Annotated in this window: 15 protein-coding genes, 1 tRNA gene and 1 pseudogene; 11 read left to right on the top strand and 6 right to left on the bottom strand. The window is 71.7% G+C overall.

What is annotated here, in order from left to right; all coding sequences use genetic code 11:
* The 5 genes from AB0G13_RS07325 to AB0G13_RS07305 all read left to right on the top strand — a co-directional run.
* A partial coding sequence (locus AB0G13_RS07325; protein WP_357870219.1) for a sensor domain-containing diguanylate cyclase occupies window positions 1-981 on the top strand: 981 nt, incomplete at its 5' end.
* A gap of 9 nt (window positions 982-990) precedes the next feature.
* Window positions 991-1,953 carry a UTP--glucose-1-phosphate uridylyltransferase gene (locus tag AB0G13_RS07320; protein ID WP_357870217.1) on the top strand — a complete coding sequence of 321 codons (963 nt, stop codon included), beginning with the start codon at window positions 991-993 and terminating at the stop codon, window positions 1,951-1,953.
* On the top strand, window positions 1,950-3,263 hold the full coding sequence (gene glp / locus AB0G13_RS07315; protein ID WP_357870214.1) for a gephyrin-like molybdotransferase Glp: 1,314 nt from the start codon (window positions 1,950-1,952) through the stop codon (window positions 3,261-3,263). Before AB0G13_RS07320 ends, glp begins: the two co-directional genes overlap by 4 nt.
* 105 nt (window positions 3,264-3,368) lie before the next feature.
* Entirely contained in the window at window positions 3,369-4,019 is a 651-nt protein-coding gene (locus AB0G13_RS07310) for a GNAT family protein (protein WP_357870211.1), read from the top strand.
* Between the two features lie 178 nt (window positions 4,020-4,197).
* The gene (locus AB0G13_RS07305) at window positions 4,198-4,989 is read left to right on the top strand and encodes a hypothetical protein (protein WP_357870209.1); all 792 of its coding nucleotides are present in this window, start codon (window positions 4,198-4,200) and stop codon (window positions 4,987-4,989) included.
* A 61-nt stretch (window positions 4,990-5,050) separates the two neighbouring features.
* Here the strand turns inward: AB0G13_RS07305 and AB0G13_RS07300 are convergent, their stop codons facing one another.
* A complete protein-coding gene (locus AB0G13_RS07300) occupies window positions 5,051-5,794 on the bottom strand; it encodes a class I SAM-dependent methyltransferase (RefSeq protein WP_357870207.1) in 744 nt (247 codons plus the stop codon).
* A gap of 231 nt (window positions 5,795-6,025) precedes the next feature.
* On the opposite strand from AB0G13_RS07300, the gene AB0G13_RS07295 reads away from it, so the two are divergent.
* A tRNA-Ala gene (locus tag AB0G13_RS07295) sits at window positions 6,026-6,099 on the top strand.
* A 64-nt stretch (window positions 6,100-6,163) separates the two neighbouring features.
* Here the strand turns inward: AB0G13_RS07295 and AB0G13_RS07290 are convergent.
* On the bottom strand, window positions 6,164-6,547 hold the full coding sequence (locus tag AB0G13_RS07290; protein WP_357870204.1) for a tyrosine-type recombinase/integrase: 384 nt from the start codon (window positions 6,545-6,547) through the stop codon (window positions 6,164-6,166).
* Window positions 6,548-6,664: 117 nt separating this feature from the next.
* Here AB0G13_RS07290 and AB0G13_RS07285 point away from each other — a divergent pair.
* Both AB0G13_RS07285 and AB0G13_RS07280 read left to right on the top strand, forming a co-directional pair.
* Window positions 6,665-7,114 (top strand): annotated as a pseudogene (locus AB0G13_RS07285) (GntR family transcriptional regulator); the annotation flags it as partial.
* Entirely contained in the window at window positions 7,111-7,806 is a 696-nt protein-coding gene (locus AB0G13_RS07280; RefSeq protein ID WP_357870201.1) for an HAD family phosphatase, read from the top strand. The pseudogene AB0G13_RS07285 and the gene AB0G13_RS07280, both read left to right, overlap by 4 nt.
* Before the next feature lie 877 nt (window positions 7,807-8,683).
* Here AB0G13_RS07280 and AB0G13_RS07275 read toward each other — a convergent pair.
* The gene (locus AB0G13_RS07275; RefSeq protein WP_357870198.1) at window positions 8,684-9,022 is read right to left on the bottom strand and encodes a tyrosine-type recombinase/integrase; all 339 of its coding nucleotides are present in this window, start codon (window positions 9,020-9,022) and stop codon (window positions 8,684-8,686) included.
* Between the two features lie 1,170 nt (window positions 9,023-10,192).
* Between AB0G13_RS07275 and AB0G13_RS07270 the strand changes: the two genes are divergently transcribed.
* Entirely contained in the window at window positions 10,193-10,423 is a 231-nt protein-coding gene (locus AB0G13_RS07270) for a winged helix-turn-helix domain-containing protein (RefSeq protein WP_357870196.1), read from the top strand.
* Between the two features lie 372 nt (window positions 10,424-10,795).
* Window positions 10,796-11,782 carry a hypothetical protein gene (locus tag AB0G13_RS07265; RefSeq protein ID WP_357870193.1) on the top strand — a complete coding sequence of 329 codons (987 nt, stop codon included), beginning with the start codon at window positions 10,796-10,798 and terminating at the stop codon, window positions 11,780-11,782.
* Between the two features lie 634 nt (window positions 11,783-12,416).
* Here the strand turns inward: AB0G13_RS07265 and AB0G13_RS07260 are convergent.
* Together AB0G13_RS07260 and AB0G13_RS07255 are read right to left on the bottom strand one after the other, a co-directional pair.
* Window positions 12,417-13,772, bottom strand: a complete 1,356-nt coding sequence (locus AB0G13_RS07260) for a glycosyltransferase (RefSeq protein ID WP_357870190.1) — start codon at window positions 13,770-13,772, stop codon at window positions 12,417-12,419.
* Window positions 13,773-13,976: 204 nt separating this feature from the next.
* Window positions 13,977-14,522, bottom strand: a complete 546-nt coding sequence (locus AB0G13_RS07255; RefSeq protein ID WP_357870187.1) for a M23 family metallopeptidase — start codon at window positions 14,520-14,522, stop codon at window positions 13,977-13,979.
* 240 nt (window positions 14,523-14,762) lie between these two features.
* Here AB0G13_RS07255 and AB0G13_RS07250 point away from each other — a divergent pair, with 240 nt between their 5' ends.
* A complete protein-coding gene (locus AB0G13_RS07250) occupies window positions 14,763-15,479 on the top strand; it encodes a hypothetical protein (RefSeq protein ID WP_357870184.1) in 717 nt (238 codons plus the stop codon).
* Window positions 15,480-15,578: 99 nt separating this feature from the next.
* Here the strand turns inward: AB0G13_RS07250 and AB0G13_RS07245 are convergent, their stop codons facing one another.
* Window positions 15,579-16,685 carry a hypothetical protein gene (locus AB0G13_RS07245; protein WP_357870181.1) on the bottom strand — a complete coding sequence of 369 codons (1,107 nt, stop codon included), beginning with the start codon at window positions 16,683-16,685 and terminating at the stop codon, window positions 15,579-15,581.
* Window positions 16,686-16,732 lie beyond the last annotated feature (47 nt).

Below are 16,732 nucleotides of genomic sequence, written 5' to 3'. Positions count from 1 at the left end.
GTGCCGTTCGCCGCCCCCGGCACGGCGGGCCCGCCCGACGCCACCGCCCGCGACGGGTCGGCCGGCCGCCACGGGTCGGAGCCGGCCGCCCCGGCCGGGGCGCTCGGCGTGCTGGCCCTCTACGACCGGCTCGGCGCGGACGAGTTCGACGACGACGACCTCGTCACCCTGCGCACCTTCGCCGGCCACGCCGCGGTGGCGGTGGACAACGTCCGGGTGCACGAGGAGGCGCAGCGGCTCTCGCTGACCGACCCGCTCACCGGGCTGTGGAACTACCGCTACCTGCGCGAGTCGATCCGCCGGGAGGTCGAGCGGGCGAGCCGGTTCGGCCGGATGCTCAGCGTCCTCGCCCTCGACCTGGACCGGTTCAAGGACGTCAACGACACGTACGGGCACGCGGCCGGCGACGCCGTGCTGGCCGAGTTCGCCCGCCGGGTGCGCGGCGAGATCCGCGAGGTCGACCTCGCCTTCCGGCAGGGCGGCGAGGAGTTCGTGCTGCTGCTGCCGGAGACCGACGCCCGGGGCGCGGCGATCGTCGCGGAGCGGCTCGGCGCGGCGATCCGGGACGCCCCGATCGCCGCCGACGGGCACGGCGGGGCGGCCGTGGCCATCGGAGTCACCGTCTCCATCGGCATCGCCGTGCACCCCGACCACGGCGGGACCGGCCAGCAGGTGCTGGACGCCGCCGACGACGCGCTCTACGCCGCCAAGGCGGCCGGCCGGGACACCTGGCGGATCGCCGAGGTGCGGGCCGGGCCGCCGGCGCGGGAGATCCCCGTCCCGGCCGCGGCGGTCACCCCCGAGGACGGGATGCCGCGCGCCGGCGCTCCCCGCCAGCCGGTCCGGACCCGTCCCGAACCGGGCGACCCGGCCGACGCCGTCCCGGGGAGCGCGCCGGCCGGACCCGACCCGGTGCGGCCGGGTCCCTGCGGCGGCGCGTCTTCCGGTCCTCACCCTCCACGACAGAGCCGTGGCCGATAGTCTCGCGACATGTCGGAGCACTCAGCGAACCCCTCAACGGCGACCGCCGCAACCGGTCGCTCCCGCGCGGTCAAGGCCGTCATCCCGGCCGCCGGTCTGGCCACCCGGTTCCTGCCGGCCACGAAGGCGGTGCCCAAGGAGCTGCTCCCGGTGGTCGACCGCCCGGTGCTGCAGTACATCGTCGAGGAGGCCACCCAGGCCGGCATCGGTGACGTGCTGTTGATCACCGGGCGGGGCAAGACGTCGATGGTGGACCACTTCGACCGCCGCCCCGACCTGGAGGCGCGGCTGGAGGCGAAGGGCGACGCCGAGCGGCTGGCCGCCGTGCGCGGCCCCAGCGAGCTGGCCGAGATCTACAGCTGCCGGCAGCCCGAGCAGCTCGGCCTGGGCCACGCGGTCGGCTACGCCGAGTCGCACGTCGGTGACCAGCCCTTCGCGGTGCTGCTGGGCGACGAGTTCGTCAAGCCGTCCGAGCCGCTGCTGCCGGCCATGCTGGAGCTCCAGGCGCGCACCGGCGGCGTGGTGCTGGCCTTCTTCGAGGTCGACCCGGCCGAGACGAAGCGCTACGGCATCGCCTCGGTGGAGCCGGCGGAGGCGGAGCTGACCGACGTCGGCGAGGTCGTCCGGGTCACCGGCATGGTGGAGAAGCCCAAGCCGGAGGACGCGCCGAGCAACCTCGCGGTGCTGGGCCGCTACGTGCTGCCGAGCACCATCTTCGACGCGATCCGGCGGACGAAGCCGGGCAGCGGCGGGGAGATCCAGCTCACCGACGCGATGGAGCTGCTGCGCAGCGAGGGCACCCCGGTGCACGCGATCGTCTACCGGGGCACCCGCTACGACACCGGCATGCCGCTGGGCTACCTCCAGACCGTGGTGCAGATCGCCGCGGAGCGCGACGACCTCGGCGCCGAGTTCCGCAAGTGGCTGACCGATTTCGTCAACTCCGACGCGTCGGGCGTGACTGGTACATGACAGCGTCGGCCGACGCCGAGGCGGCCGCGAACGAGTTGACGCCGCTCGCTGACTACCTGGGCAGCGTGCTGCGCAGGTTACGCGCGCTGCCTCCGCTCGACCTCGACCTCACCCAGGCACACGGCAACGTCCTCGCCGAGGACGTCGTCGCGCCGCACTCCTTCCCGGCCTTCGACCAGGCGGCCGTGGACGGGTACGCGGCCCGCTGGGAGGACATCTCCGGAGGTGGTCGGGGCGTGGGCTACGTCCCGTCCCAGTCCGGCGGGCCGGGCGGGCGCAACGTCCGGCTCAACGTCGTCGGCGACCTCGGCGCGGCGAGCTGGCGGCCGGTCCGGCTCACCCCGGGCGCCTGCTTCTCCGTCGCCGCCGGGGCGCCGCTGCCGCTCGCCGCGGACGTGGTCGTCCCGGTCGAGTGGACCGACCAGGGCATGGCCGCCGTGGAGATCTTCCGCGTCCCCAAACGGGGGTACGGGGTGCGCCGGGCGGGCGAGGAGCTGCCCGCCGGCACCCTGCTGGCCCGGGCCGGCACCTACGTCTCGCCGGCGCTGGTGGCGGTCTTCGCCGCCACCGGCATCGGGCACGTCGTGGTCCGGCCCAGCCCCCGCGTGGTCATCGTGGCCACCGGCGACGAGCTGGTCGACGTGGGCCGGGGCAGCCAGCCCGGCCAGACGGTCGACGCCAACTCGCACGCGCTGACCGCCGCCGCCGCCGAGGTGGGGGCACTGGCGTACCGGGTGGGCATCTGCGACGACGATCCGGAGGGGCTGCGCGGGTTGCTGGAGGACCAGACGCTGCGCGCCGACCTGATCATCACCACCGGCGGCACCGGCACCGGGCCGGGCGACATGGTGCGGCGGATCCTCTCCCGGCGGGAGGGCAGCCGGGCCGGCCCGGTCACCTTCACCGAGGTCGCGCTCTATCCCGGCACCTCGCTCGGCTTCGGCACGGTCGGCGCCGAGGAGGTGCCGGTGGTCTGCCTGCCCGGCGACACGGGCTCGGCCCTGATCGGCTTCGAGGTGCTGGCCCGCCCAGCGATCAACCTGCTGGCCGGGGCGGAACCGGTGTTCCGGCCCAGCGTCCGCGCGCACCTGCTGGAGACGATCTCGTCCCCGGTGGGGCTGCGCGAGTTCCGCCCCGCGCACGTCGCCGAGCGGCGCGGCGGCGGCTACACGGTGCAGCCGCTCAACGGTGGCCCGTACACCCTCTCGGGGCTGGCCGAGGCGAACGGGCTGATGGTGCTCGGCGAGCGGGTGACCACCGCGGCGGCCGGGTCCACGGTGGACGTGCTCCTGCTGGACCGGCGCCGGTGAGCGCGAGGAGTGAGCTTGCGAGCCCCGTAGTCGCGAACGGAAGGTCAGCTCGGTGAGTGCCGCCCGGTCATGGGTTTCTCCGGTCGCGAGCGGAAGGTCTGTGCAGTGAGTCTGTTCGGGGTCGGTCGGGCGCCCGGCTGGCCGGCGGTGCTGGCCGACGGGCCGGTGCTGCTGCGGCCCTACCGGCGTTCGGACGCCGCCGTCTGGTCGGAGGTGCGCCGCGCCAACCGGGAGTGGCTCGCGCCGTGGGAGTCGTCCCTGCCGGGGAACTGGCACGAGCTGAACTCGCCGGCCGCGTTCCGCTGGGTGTACCGCGACCAGCGCCGGTCGGCGCGCACCGGCGAGGGGATGCCGTTCGCCGTCTGCCTGCGCGAGGACGGCCGGGAGCGGCTGGTCGGCCACCTCAATGTGGGCAGCATCGTGCGGCGGGCGTTCTGCTCCGGGTACGTGGGCTACTGGGTGGACTCCCGGGTGGCCGGTCGCGGCGTCATCCCCACCGCGCTGGCGCTCGCGGTCGACCACGCGTTCGGCGTGGGCGGGCTGCACCGGGTCGAGGTGAACATCCGCCCGGAGAACCGGCCGTCCCGGCGGGTGGTGGAGAAGCTGGGCTTCCGCGAGGAGTCGTACCACGTGCGCTACATGCACATCGACGGTGCATGGCGGGACCACATCGGATACGCGATGACCAGTGAGGAGGTCGTCGCCGAGGGTGGGCTGCTGGCCCGCTGGCACCGGATCCGCGCCACCACGGGGTGAGCCGTCCCACGCACGGGATCGGCGCGGCGTGTCAGCATCCGCGTCCACGGCCCGTAACCTCAAGTAACTGCAAGCTGTGGCAAGCGCTGCTCCATCCGTACGATCCGCGCACCCGACCACGATCGGTGGAAGATCCTGCGGTCGGACGGCGGTTGCTCCGAATTCGGTGACGGGAGGGGTGAGGGTGCCGACCTCGGTGCTCCTCGCCGTCCTCGCCGCCGCCGGTCTGCTCGCCCTCGCCCCGGCGCTGGTTCGCCGGTACGACGCCACCGAGCGGCTGGTGGCGGAGCGGGCGCAGTCGACGGCGCGGGTGCTGCAGCGCCGCCGGCGGCGCCGCACTGTGCCGGGGCGCCGCCCGGTGCACCCGCCCCGCAGCCTCGTCATCACCCTCAGTGAGGATGCGAACACGGGCGGCCTCTCCGCGCCGGTCTCCGCGCCCCCCGCCGCGCGCCGGTCGAAGCGGCTGCGCGCCGTGCCGCCGGCCGCCAGGAAGGGCCGGCGTCGGCCGCCGCCCCGCCGGCAGCACGCCCCCGCCGTCTACCGGCGCCGCCGGGTGCTCGCCGCGCTGCTGCTGCTGAACTTCGTCGAGCTGATCGGCGTGATCGTGGTCAGCCCCGGCTTCTGGATCAGCTTCGGGGTCACCGCCGCGCTGCTGGTCGCGTACGTCGTACACCTGCGGCGGCTGGCCCTGGCGGATCGCCGGCGGCGGCGGGCGCGGGCCCGGGAGGCGGCGTGGCTGGCCGCCCGGCAGGCCGAGGTGCGGCGGGAACAGGCCCGCCGGGCGGCGGCCCGCCGGGAGGCGCAGCGCCGCCTGGCGGCCCAGCGCGAGGTGGTACGCCGCGCCGCGATGGGCCTGGACCGCCCGGCGGACCTGCCGGCGGCGGCCAACGGCGGCTCCGTCTCCTACCGCCGCTCGGGCGGCCTGCGCGGCCGCCCCTACCAGTCCGGCCGCGGCTCCCACTCGGCCTGATGCGGGGGCCTGCCGCGCACCGTTCGTGGCCGGCGGTCGGTTCCGCCCGGCCCGCGACGCGTCAGTTCGGGGTCGGCAGGCGGTAGACGGACACGTGGGACCGCGAGTCGGCGGTGAACTCGGCGCCGGACCAGTCCGCGTGCCTGCTCTCCAGCTCGAACCCGGCCAGCTGACCCATCAGGTCCAGCTCCGCCGGCCAGATGTAGCGGTGCGGCGACCGGAACAGCCGGGCGTGCGTGCTCTCGTCGAACTGGAAGTGGTGCGACACGACGTGCTGCTGCAGCACGTCGTAGGTGTCCAGGCCGATGTACCCCGGCTCGGACGACCAGACCGTCGCCTCCTGGCCCGGTGGGAGCTTGCGCAGCTCCGGCACCCACAACTCGATCACGAACCGGCCGCCCGGGGCGAGGTGGCGGGCGGCGTTACGGAAGCAGGCCACCTGCCCGGCCTGGGTGAGCAGGTTCGAGATCGTGTTGTAGACGAGGTAGACCAGCGAGAACTCGCCCGGGGCGGTGGCGGTCGCCATGTCGCCGACCACCACCGGAACGGTCGCCTCGTCCACCTTCGTCCGCAGCCGCTCCACCATCGGGCGGGACAGCTCGATGCCGCTGACCGGCACCCCGCGCGCGGCGAGCGGAACGGCCACCCGGCCGGTGCCGACGGCGAATTCGAGCGCCGCCCCGCCGGCGGCCAGCTCGGCGAGGCGGTCCACGGTCGGCCCCAGCACCTCGGGGGCGAACATGCCGGTGCCGGGGGTGTCGTAGCGGCGGGCGGTGTCGTCGTCCCAGACGTCTTCCTGTCGCATGCGCCCCACGCTGCTCGCCGAAGCCCGCGATGTCCACCGACTTTCGCCCCGGTGGCCGCCGGGGGGCTCTGTTCCGCGATCTTGGAAGCTGGTGGCCCCTGGAGGGGCGGTTTCGCACCAAGACCCCGCTGCGCGGGGGGTGGATTCGCGGCGGGGGCGGTGAACCTGTTAACCTTGGCGCCGGCCCGCCCGGTTAAAGCCGGGTGGGACCGATGCCGGTCCGCCGGCGGAGGGGTTGTGGCGCAGTCCGGTAGCGCACCTCGTTCGCATCGAGGGGGTCAGGGGTTCGAATCCCCTCAACTCCACCCAATATGCCAATGGCCAGCGGAAACGCTGGCCATTGATCATTGGGCACAGATCCGGCACAACTCAGCGCGGAAGCCTTACACCAGGGCAGTCCCCCGCAGCCTCGCGAAGCGCCGTGCTGACGATGTTGCGACGCCGGTTCTTCTTCGGCCACCAGTGCACATACGTCTCCAGCGTGATCCGCAGGCTGGAATGCCGTAGCGCGTTCTGCACGTCAGTAGGGTCGGCACCCGAGGTGATCAGGCGAGTTGCGAAGTAGTGCCGCAGGGAGTGAAACGTGCCTTCCTCGGGCCAACCCGCAGCCTTGTGCCAACCACGCCACAGGTCGGACCAACGCTGATCGTGAATCGGCTTGCCCTGGTCGTCGGTGAACAACAGCGAGACCGCCCGGCGCTTCGCCTGCTTCCCCGGATCGGGGGTCCCCCCGGTGATGTCGGGCAACTCCACCAACGCGGGCGGGTACTTGCGGACGTGCTCCCCGAGCACTAGCGCTACGTGATCATCCAAGTCCACATCACCAACGGAGCCGGACTTCGGTCGAGCGAGGTAGAACCCGCCGTACTGGTCCGGGTCCTGATCTCCGACATGACCACGCCCATGGCGCTGCCCGCACGGGCCGAGACTCAGGCGGACGATCCGGTCGTACGCGAACGCGCGGAGCGCATCACCCGCCGAGCGGCAGACGGCATCATCGACCAGGTCACTGAGCTGGGCGACCTCGGGCTCATCCGGTCGACCACCGTTGAGGTACGGATGCATCGGGCAGCCCCGCTGTTCGAGCTCTACATCCTCAACGGCGACGAGGTCTTCTACGGCTTCTACCCGGTTGTGGAACGCACCGTCACCATCAAGGGAGAGCCGATGGCGATCTACGACCTGATGGGTAAGGACGTGCCGCTGTTCCACTACGCGGTCACCGACGATGACGCTTCCCACGGCACACAGTTCGTGGAAGCGTCCCGCCAGTGGTTCGACTCCGTGTGGTCGACCATCGCCTACCGGTACGACGGATGAGCGCCGACCTTGACCGGCTGCTTGCCGAGGTTGGCGCCGTGCTGCTCGACTTCGACGGGCCGGTGTGCAGCGTGTTTGCGGGCTACCCCGCACCGCAGGTTGCCGCCGAGTTGGTCAACGTGCTGCACCGACGCGGCATCGAGTCACCGCCGGATCTGGTCAGCGAGCCGGATCCGCTTGAGGTACTACGCCGCATTGGCGCTGCCGGCGACTACGGCATCACGTGGGCGGTAGAGGACGCGCTCTGTGCAGCCGAGCGCCAGGCCGTCGAGAGTGCCGAACCGACGCCGTACGGCCGAGAGGTCATCGTGGCTGCCCGGCAGGCCGGGATGTCGGTGGCAGTGGTAAGCAACAACTCGGCCGGTGCAGTGAGCGCTTACCTCACGGCGCACCGGCTCGCCGGGTACATCTCCCCAGTGGTCGGCCGGGCGTACGCCGACCCCGCTTGTATGAAGCCCAACCCTGAACCGATCCTGCAAGCCGTGTACGCCGTAGGTGAGCCGCCGAGCCGGTGCGTGCTGGTCGGCGACTCGCTCACGGACATCGACGGAGCACGTGCGGCCGGAGTGCGAGTAATTGGGTACGCGAACCGCCCAGCCAAGGTCGAGAGGTTCCGAGCAGCCGGAGCCGATGTAGTGGTGACCAGCATGCGGAAGATTGCTGACGTTTTGGTCGAGCGAATGGACGCCTGAGGTCGGGGGAAGCACAACCTTTCGCCCTTGTTAGTCCCCGCCGCCTCCACCACCGCCGGCCCCATCACCCAAGGCGCCGTTCTCAAAGATGGCGTTAGAGTGCCGATCCGGCACACTGTGGCCCCGCTCGAAGATGTCCCGGTTCGGGCGGAGTGAATTCCTGCGTATTGACCGCGCAGCCCGCACCGCGTCTCGGCGCTGCTGTTCCCTTGTGCGCGGTCTGCCACGCCGAGAGCGCCGGAGCCACGCCATTGAGGCCAACGCAACGACGGTAGCGATCGCGAGGACTGTCCATGCATACGTCGGCATGAACCAATGCTATGAACTGGTCGCCAGCGACTTGACCTATGGCCGAAGCATAGTGTGTTCAAACTTTCTTTACTTGGTCAAGGGCGGGCCTGCGGCCCGCCGCCGTGTTCGCGCCGGGGCGCGCGTGCGGCCTGGCGGCCGGTCACGCCCCGGCGCACGGCGTATCAGGGGAAGCCCTTGACAGCCGCGGTGCAGCCCCCCGGCCGACCGGGCTAACCCCTCGTGGACCCCGGCGTCAGAACGGGCCGCCGCCGGGGACTGAGCGCCGAGGATGACCCGCAGGGCAGGACCGGCAAGCCCCAAGCATGGGGGCGGCGCCCGCGGTGCCGAGCAGATGACCCCCCGTGCCAGCCACGACCGAATCCAGGTCAGGTCAAAACCATCGCCTGGAAGGGGGTGGGCAGCCGCCGGGGTCGAGGCGATCGGCCAGGAGCCGGCTCCGCTGCCGGTCTCGGTTCAGGTCAAGAGCGCCGCTGTGGCGGTGTCCGCCGGGTGCCGGACCGTGACACGAAAGCCGACTCCGCCCCCAGGCGCCCATCAGATCGACAGGCACCCGCGTTTCCGCAGGTCAGAGAGTCGCCGCAGCCCGCCGTGCAGCCATCGTGCAACTAGCTCCGCATCGTGACGTGCCGGGGCAGCCGTGCAACATCACCGTGCGCGGCGAATCTCGAGATGTTTTGGCGATCTCGCGGTCGCGCCTGTCGACGGCGTGGAGGTACCGGCGAGCCGCAGCCATGGACGAGTGCCCGAGTCGCTTCATGAGGTCGGCCAGGGTCGCGCCGGTCTGGGCGGCAAGGGTCTGTCCGGTGTGCCGCAGGTCGTGGAAGGTGAGGTCGTCGAGGCCGGCTTGCTTTCGCGCCCGGACGAACGCTTGATACAGGGTGTTGCCCCGCACCAGCCGCAGCACCTGACCTCCACCCTCGTTCTCGCCAGCAACCCGCGGGCGGGGTCAGCCGGACCATTTGCGGGCCTCGATTTAGCCACCTGGTCCGGCGCGAGTGCCGACAATGAGGAAATGACAGCGCAGAGGTACCTGAAGAGGCAACCAGTCGTGGATCGTCGTCGTGCTACGAAGAGGCAAAAAGCCGTGAAGCGTCGTCGTACTCCATGGCCACTGATGGCGGGGCTGTTTGCGGCGGGAGCGGCCGCAGCCGAGGCGGTGCGGCGCCTCAGAGGCGCCAGGCGCACCAAACCCAGCGGAGCCGGGGCGACAGGTGACGTCTTCCAGCCCAGTCCTGCCGTCGATGCTGCCCGGACCGTCGCCTCCGAAGAAGCCACCCAGCGCCGGCCCCACGGAAGGTGAAGCAGAGTCCCCCTCCGGCGTAGAACCGGAAGCCTCCCGATTTCAGGAACGTGCATTTCGCAGGTCGGAGAGCCGCCGGAGGTCGCCGTGCGATCCGCCATGCGATTAGCTCCGCCTCGTGATGTGTCGGGGCAGCCGTGCGACATCACCGTGCGCGGCCAGGTCTGACAGAGCTTTGGCGATCTCGCGGTCACGGCCGTCGACGGCGTGCAGGTACCGGCGAGTTCTGCCCGGTGTGCCGCAGGTCGTGGAAGGTCAGATCATCAAGACCGACCTTCTTTCGTGCCCGGACGAACGCCTGGTACAAGGTGTTGCCCCGCAGTGGCGTTCCATCCCGGCTCACGAACAGTCGCTCCGTGCCCGCGTACTCGTCAAGGTGTAGCCGGACCAGCGGCACGACGTGAGGCAGAGTGAAGGCCGGCCAGCCGGACGAAGATCTCCCGCTTGTCGATAGCGTTGCCCCCGTGCGAACTGCACCGACGCTTCCCGGCCCGATCCACAGCTCATCACCAGGCTTGGGCGGGCAGGGCTGCGGCTTGGCCCACGCTCGGCCCTGCCTGTTCGGCAGGCATGAAGGCCCTTCCTGCTCGAAGGTTGCCCTGCCCGGCCGAGTCGGAGGAGCCCCAGCCGGGCAGGGATGCCGCCGCACCGGGGCGAGTTCGGATTCTCCACGACCAGCACAGCGGGTAGCCGCACCATATCCCAACCGGTACATGGTGGTCCATGGTCTACCAAGCCTGACCAGTGCAGACTCTGCCCACCTACTGTCGAGACGTGATCGACCCCGAAGGGCCGGTGCCGGTCTACCAGCAGTTGGCGGCGATCCTGCGCGAGCGGATCGAGCGCGGAGACTTGCCGCCCAACCGGCCGATCCCGAGCGTGGCCCGGCTCCAACAGGAGTACGGCCTGGCGCGCGGCACCATCCTGCATACGGTTCGGGTGTTGGTTGCTGAGGACCTGGTCTACGTCGTGCCTGGGAAGGGCACGTTCGTAAAGCCGCACTGAATAGACCGCAGGCCGCCGACGAACGAGGCGTGACAGGTCGCCCTGTCGCCCTCAGTGTCAGCCGTCAACACCGAAGTGAGCCAGACGACATCGGGATGCGGACGATCGATCATTACGTTGAGTGGCGACGGGCCGTTCCTGGCGGCGTCCTGATCTGCCGATGTGAGCGCGTCGGGAGCGGCCGGAGCCTGTCCACCTCCGTCGCGTTGTCGCAGCCATCGGCCCGTTGCCGCCGGTGCTCCCCGTATGGTGGGACGCTTCCCAGTTCCCCTGTTTCGCGCCCCACGCGCGCCGGAGGCTTCCGTGACCTTCGCTCGTCTTGTCGCCACCGTGGCCGCACCGCTGGAACCGGCGTCCGCAGACCCTCCCCAAGTGCTGCACTGGCCCGGACGCAGGCTACTCGTGCAGCGCGGGGACACCGAGCTGGCCGTCCGCGACCTGGACGGGGAGGGGACGGAGGTCCGCTTCCCCGCGCCCTGGCCTCGCCGGTACGGCTCGGCGGCGGTCTCTCCCATGGGTGATGTCGCCGTGTTCGCCGGGTTGCACGCGTTGCGAGCCGTGGATTCGACCGGCGCCGTACGGTGGGAAATCCGGCACGGTTGCTGGTCCGCCGCCGTGTGCACCCAGGCCCATGCCTCGTTCTCCGAGTACGCCGACGACTACCACCACGGCCACGCGGACAGCGGCTCGGCGGCATTCTCCTCGGACGGCAAGCTCTTCTGGGCCCACATCCGCAACTACGCCGGGCCCGACATCAAGGAGGAATGGCTGATCCTCGACCCCGCCGACGGCACGGTGCTGACCCGGGCCGAGACGATGACCGTGGGATCGGGTTCCTACCACTTCCCCCATCCCAACCCGGCGTACATGGGCCTGACTGTCGGCGAGGGCGAGGAGGACTCGCCCGTGCTCTGGGGACACTGGGATGGCACGAGGCTCACTGTCCACCGGTTCGTCGAGGAGGTCCTCCTCGCTGTGAGCCCCTCCGGGGACCACTTCCTGACCACCGATCCCGGGCAGTGGGCCCTCTACCTGCACCGGGCGGAGGATGGCATGGAATTGCGGCGTCTGAACGCCGAGGAAGCCGTGCCCCCTCCCTCAAGCGAGAACGACGACCGCGTTTGTTGGGACTACGAGGCGGCGTTCCCGTACGACGACACCGCTGTGGTCGGCACCGAGTACTACGCTGAGGTCCCCCGCCACTGGCTTGTCGACCCACGCACGATGGCCCTGCGCGGCCGGATCGCCTACCCCTTCCCTGTCTCGGGATCTCCTCGATCGGCAGGGCAGGGCGCCTGGTACACGGTCTCCAACGACAGGACGGCCCTGCACCTTTGGCAACTGGCCGACGAGGACTGACTCGACGCCGCGCGGCCGGCCAGCGGGGACTGGCGGGCCTCGTCCACGCGTAGGTGTTCAGCCCGTGTTGCGTGCGACCAGGCCAGGCGCCGCTCTCCACCCGCCATCGCCCGAAGCGCGAACAACCAAGACATCGGCGTGCCATCGTCGGCACGCCCCGATTCATCGGTGCATTCTCATGCCGCGATCCGGGCGTTGGCCGACTGCGTGCCGGTAACTGAGCGTAGGTGTTGGCACGGAGGCTGGCTGGGCCGATGGCCAGCGGCACGCTGCTTCTCGGAGCGGACGGATCTTTGTACGTCAGCGCGTACCTTGACTCTGTAGCGGAACCCGTACGCCGACAGCTCGATCAAGTTCGATGGTCTGGCATGATCATCGGGCACAGATCCGGCACAACTGAGCCCGGAAGCGCCTGTAAACGTCGAGAGGTGCTGAGGGCTCCAGCCCTGATCAGGGGCCAGATCTGCCCGTTTGCAGACGATCTCCGCCCGGCCTACGGCATTAGGGGTTCGAATCCCCTCAACTCCACCCAGCTCAAGGCCGTTTCCGCTCGTCGGAGGCGGCCTTTTCCGATCCGTGCGGCGGCCGCAGGGCGGCAGGCGCCCGTCTCCGTCGACGGACGCCTGCGGAAACGTCACACCCGCGCCGGGCTCCTGCGTGCCGGGGTCAGCGGGCGCAGGGTCAGCACCTCGCCGAGCCCGTCGACGTGGGCGAGGTTGGTGGCGAACGCGTCGCTCAGGGCGCGGCGCAGGTAGTCCAGCACCGCCGGCCCGGGGGTGAGCGGCGCCGATCCGGGGTCGCCGGTGCAGACCAGGTGCACCTCGCGGGCCAGCCGGCCGGAGGTGTTGACGAACCGGCAGAGGTCGTCCCACCGCAGGTACCGCCAGAAGTCGACGCTGACCACCGCGTCGAGGCTGCCCGGTGGGATGGGCGGGTCCATGCCGACCAGGTGGTAGTTGGTCGGGCCGGGCGGGGCGGCGTAGTCGAAGGTCAGCGCGCCGGTCGGCAGGCCGGCCCGCTCACCGCCGGTGCCCACCCACAGCACGCGGGGGCCGGGCAGGCGGTCGGCGAGCCGGTCGTACGCCGGCCCGATCCGGCACGCCGAGCGCTGTGCGCAGTCCGTGGCCGCGGCGCGGTAGTACACGATGCGCTCCAGCGAGTCGTACACGTCCAGCAGGCCGTAGAACTCCCACTCGATGACGTGGTACTGCCCGGTCAGCAGGCCCCGGTTGGCCGCGAAGTCGGTCCAGTTGCGGTCGGTGTTGCGGTGGTGCGGGAGGTGGAAGGCCCGGGCTTCGTCGTCGTAGGCGAAGTTCGACCCGGTCACGCCGAGGTGCCGGTGCACGCGGTAGAACAGCTCGATGTCCTCCAGGCCCCAGCGCAGCCCGGAGCGCTCGTCGAACCCGCCGGCCCGGTCGAACAGGTCCCGGGCGAGCGAGATGTTGTGGGTGTAGGCGAGCGCCCAGCCCGCCCGGAGCCAGTCCTGCCCCGGCGGCTCACCGTGCGGGAAGCGCAGGTCCCCGGCGCGGTCCGCGCGGCGGCGGGGGACGTCGGTCAGCTCCCGGTCGTCGAGGGCGGCCTCGACGTGTTCCAGGCTCAGCTCGTCGCGGCGGCCCATCAGCACGGCGGGCCGGCCGGCGACCGCATGGTGGGCCAGGTGGCGCTCCAGCAGTTGCGGGGAGGCGTACGAGTCGGCGTCGAGGAACAGCAACAGCGGCGCCCGGGTGCGCCGGACCGCCTCGTTGCGGGCGGCGGAGCGTCCCCGTCGCCTGGGGAACTCCAGGAGGCGGAGGTCGAGCCCGGCGGCCGCCTCGACGGCCTCGGCGTATCCGGCGGGGGAGCCGCCGTCGCGGACCACGACCACCTCGAAGCGCTCGGGGCTCACCGTCTGCCGGGTGAGCGACCGCAGCGTCAGCGCCAGGCACTGCGCGTCCTGGTAGGTGGGTATGACCACGCTCAACTCGACCGCGTCGTCCGTCCGTGCCGCCATCCGACTTCCCTCCATCATGGTGCTCCCCTCGGCCGGGGTGCCGGCACGTGCCGACACCCCGGCCGCGACATCCGGGCGCCGGACCGGCCGTCGCCGAGGCGCGCTGGAAGCGTTTCCATCAATAGATGGGATTATCAGCCAGGGGATAGTGGCGATGCGCGATTCCCACTGATGCGGGCTCGGACGTGAGCGCGGCGGGTCGGATCAGGCGTAGTAGTTCACGCTCACCGGCCAGGAGCCGGTGTACGGCGTCCAGCCCTGGAGCGTGGCGGGGATGCCCACCCGGGTGTTGCAGTTGATGACCTGGAAGTGCAGGTGCGGGCCGGTGGACGCGCCGGTGCTGCCCGACCAGCCGATGACCCGGCCCTGCGGCACCCAGGTGCCGGCGTTGTAGATCGCCCGGTTCAGGTGGGCGTAGTGGGTGCACTGGCCGTTCGAGTGCCGGATGATCACCTCGATGCCGTTCTGCCAGTACGGCGACCAGTTCGACATGATGATGGTGCCCCCCTGCGAGGCGGAGACCTCGTAGTTCGCCGGCAGCCCGAAATCCCAGGCGTACTCGTTGTACGGGCCGACGTGCGAGTAGGTGCCCTCCGGCCCCTGGGTGACCCGGTAGGACTCGCCCGCCGGGTACGGCATCTCGTAGTAGTAGTTCGCGGCGGAGGCCGGCGTGGCCCCGACGACCGCGGCCCCGGCAACCACCAGCATGGCGCTCGCGGCCGCGGCGATCCGGCGCAGGACCGTCGTCACTCTGTTCACTGTGGATCTCTTCCTGGTGTGTCGGCAGATATTCAGCCTCGTCGTCGACGCTGCCGCCGTGAGCTAAACAGCGCCCCCAGATGAGGATCAATGGATCGCGTGGACGTCTGGGGTGGGATCAGTGGGTCGGCAGGGGTCACGACGACACGGGGTGACGAACGCGCGGCGCGGCGTCGAGGGAACCCCGTAACGGAGCCGGCAGCCGGGTCCGCGACAGTCCCATCGGCGCGCGTGCGGGCGGTCACTACGCTGCCGCCCGTGGAGCGGATGGCGAGCGTGTTCTGGCTGGGTGGCTGCGCGGCGGTGGCCGTCCTCCTCGTGGCGGGCCTCGTCGCGCTGGTGGTGGCGGCCCACCGGCGGGAGCGGGAGCGGCGGGAACACTGGCGACAGTGGGCCGCCCGGTACGGCTGGACGTTCGTCGAGCGGCCCGAGATCACCTGGACCGACCGGGTGCCGGGCCGGAGCCGACGGGGCGTGCGGTTCGCGCTGACCGGGACGATGCACGGCCGCCCCGTCTGCGTGGCCGAGTACGCGTACACCGAGACGCACAGCTCCACCGGCGCGGACGGCAACCAGACGACCAGCTCGCAGACCCACACGTACGTCGTCTGCTCGGTGTGGCTGCGCCGGGCGTTCCCGGCGCTCGCGGTCGGACCGCGACACGCGTTCTCGAAGCTGGGTCGCGCGCTGTTCGGCAGCGACACCTACGCCACCGGGCACGAGGAGTTCGACCGGCAGTGGCGGGTGGCCGCGGCGGCGCCGGGGCAGCAGGCGCTGGTCGGGCCGACCCTGATCGCCGCACACCTGGCGGGGGCGGTGCCGAGCTGGAGCGTGCGGGAGGCGGAGCTGATCACCTACCGGCGCGGCCGGCTGGAGGATCCCGCCCTGCTGCCGTCGCTGGTGACCCCGCTGGTCACGGTCGCCGACCTGCTGGAGCAGGGGCGTTGACGAGCGGCGAGCCCCGGGCCGGGACGGCCGCCGGGGGATCGGCCGGCAAAGACGGGAGGCCGGCCCCGAGGGGGCCGGCCTCCCGTCACCATCTGCGGATCACGGCTTCCAGGAGCCGGCCGTCTCGAACTTGTGCCGGTACTCCAACGCGCCGTTCTTGTCGGCCACGTTGAACACCACCGTGCCGGCCCGCTTGCTGCCCTCGCGCAGGTTGTTGCCGGAGCCGAGCGTGTCGCCGCAGCCGGAGAGCGCGCTCGCCAGGCCGTTGGCCGTGGTGCCGTTGGCGGCCACCCACTCGAAGTAGAACGGGTTGATGGAGCTCTTGCCCTTGGTCACCGTCGCGGTGACGTGGGCGATCAGGTACATGCCCTTGTCCGGGTCCGGGGCGTACGTCCGGCAGCCCTTGGTCTCCGTGGTGAACCGGGTGACCGTGATCTCGAGGGTTCCCTCGTCGTCGGCGACCACCAGGGTGGCGCCGGGCTTCAGGTTGAAGTTCTCGCCGTCCCTCGCCGACGGGGACGGGCCGTCCGGCTGCAGGTTGGTGGTCCCCGGGGCGGGCAGGGCCTTCTCCAGGTCGTCCGCCGCCTTGTTGGCGCCGGCGACGAGGGCGACGATGCCGCCGACGCAGCAGAGCAGGGCCAGCACGGCCACGACGGCCACGACGATCAGGACGGTCTTGTTCTTCTTCGGCGGGGCGACCGGATGCGGCGCACCCAGCGGGTAGCCGGGCCCGGCGGGCGGGTATCCCTGCGGGCCGGGCGGGTAGCCGGGCGTGCCGGACACCGGCGGGTAGGGGGTGCCCGAGGTCGGCTGGTGCGGGGCGGCCCACGGCTGGCCCGGCGCTCCGGAGACCGGCGGCTGCGGCATCCCGGACACAGGGGGCTGCGGCGCTCCGGAGACCGGCGGCTGCGGCATCCCGGACACGGGGGGCTGCGGCGCTCCGGAGATCGGTGGCTGCGGCATCCCGGACACGGGGGGCTGCGGCGCTCCGGAGATCGGTGGCGCCCACGGCTCGCCGGGCGCGCCCGACACCGGGGGCTGCGGGGCCCCGGAGACCGGCGGCTGCGGCGCGGCCCACGGGTCGCCGGCCGACTGCTGCGGCGGCACGGGCGGGAGGGGGGTCCACGGGTCGCCCGTGGCCTGCGGGGCGCCGGAGGTGGGCGGCTGGGGCGGGTAGCCGCCCTGTTCGCCGGGGAACTGCGGCATCGGGGCCGTCGGGTACGGCTGTGGCTGCTGCTCCGGGTTCGGCTGGT

Source organism: Micromonospora sp. NPDC023633 (assembly GCF_040640035.1).
In the GTDB taxonomy this organism is placed as follows: domain Bacteria; phylum Actinomycetota; class Actinomycetes; order Mycobacteriales; family Micromonosporaceae; genus Micromonospora.
Note: the sequence above shows the minus strand (reverse complement) of the source record. Positions and strands in the feature narration are given on the sequence as shown.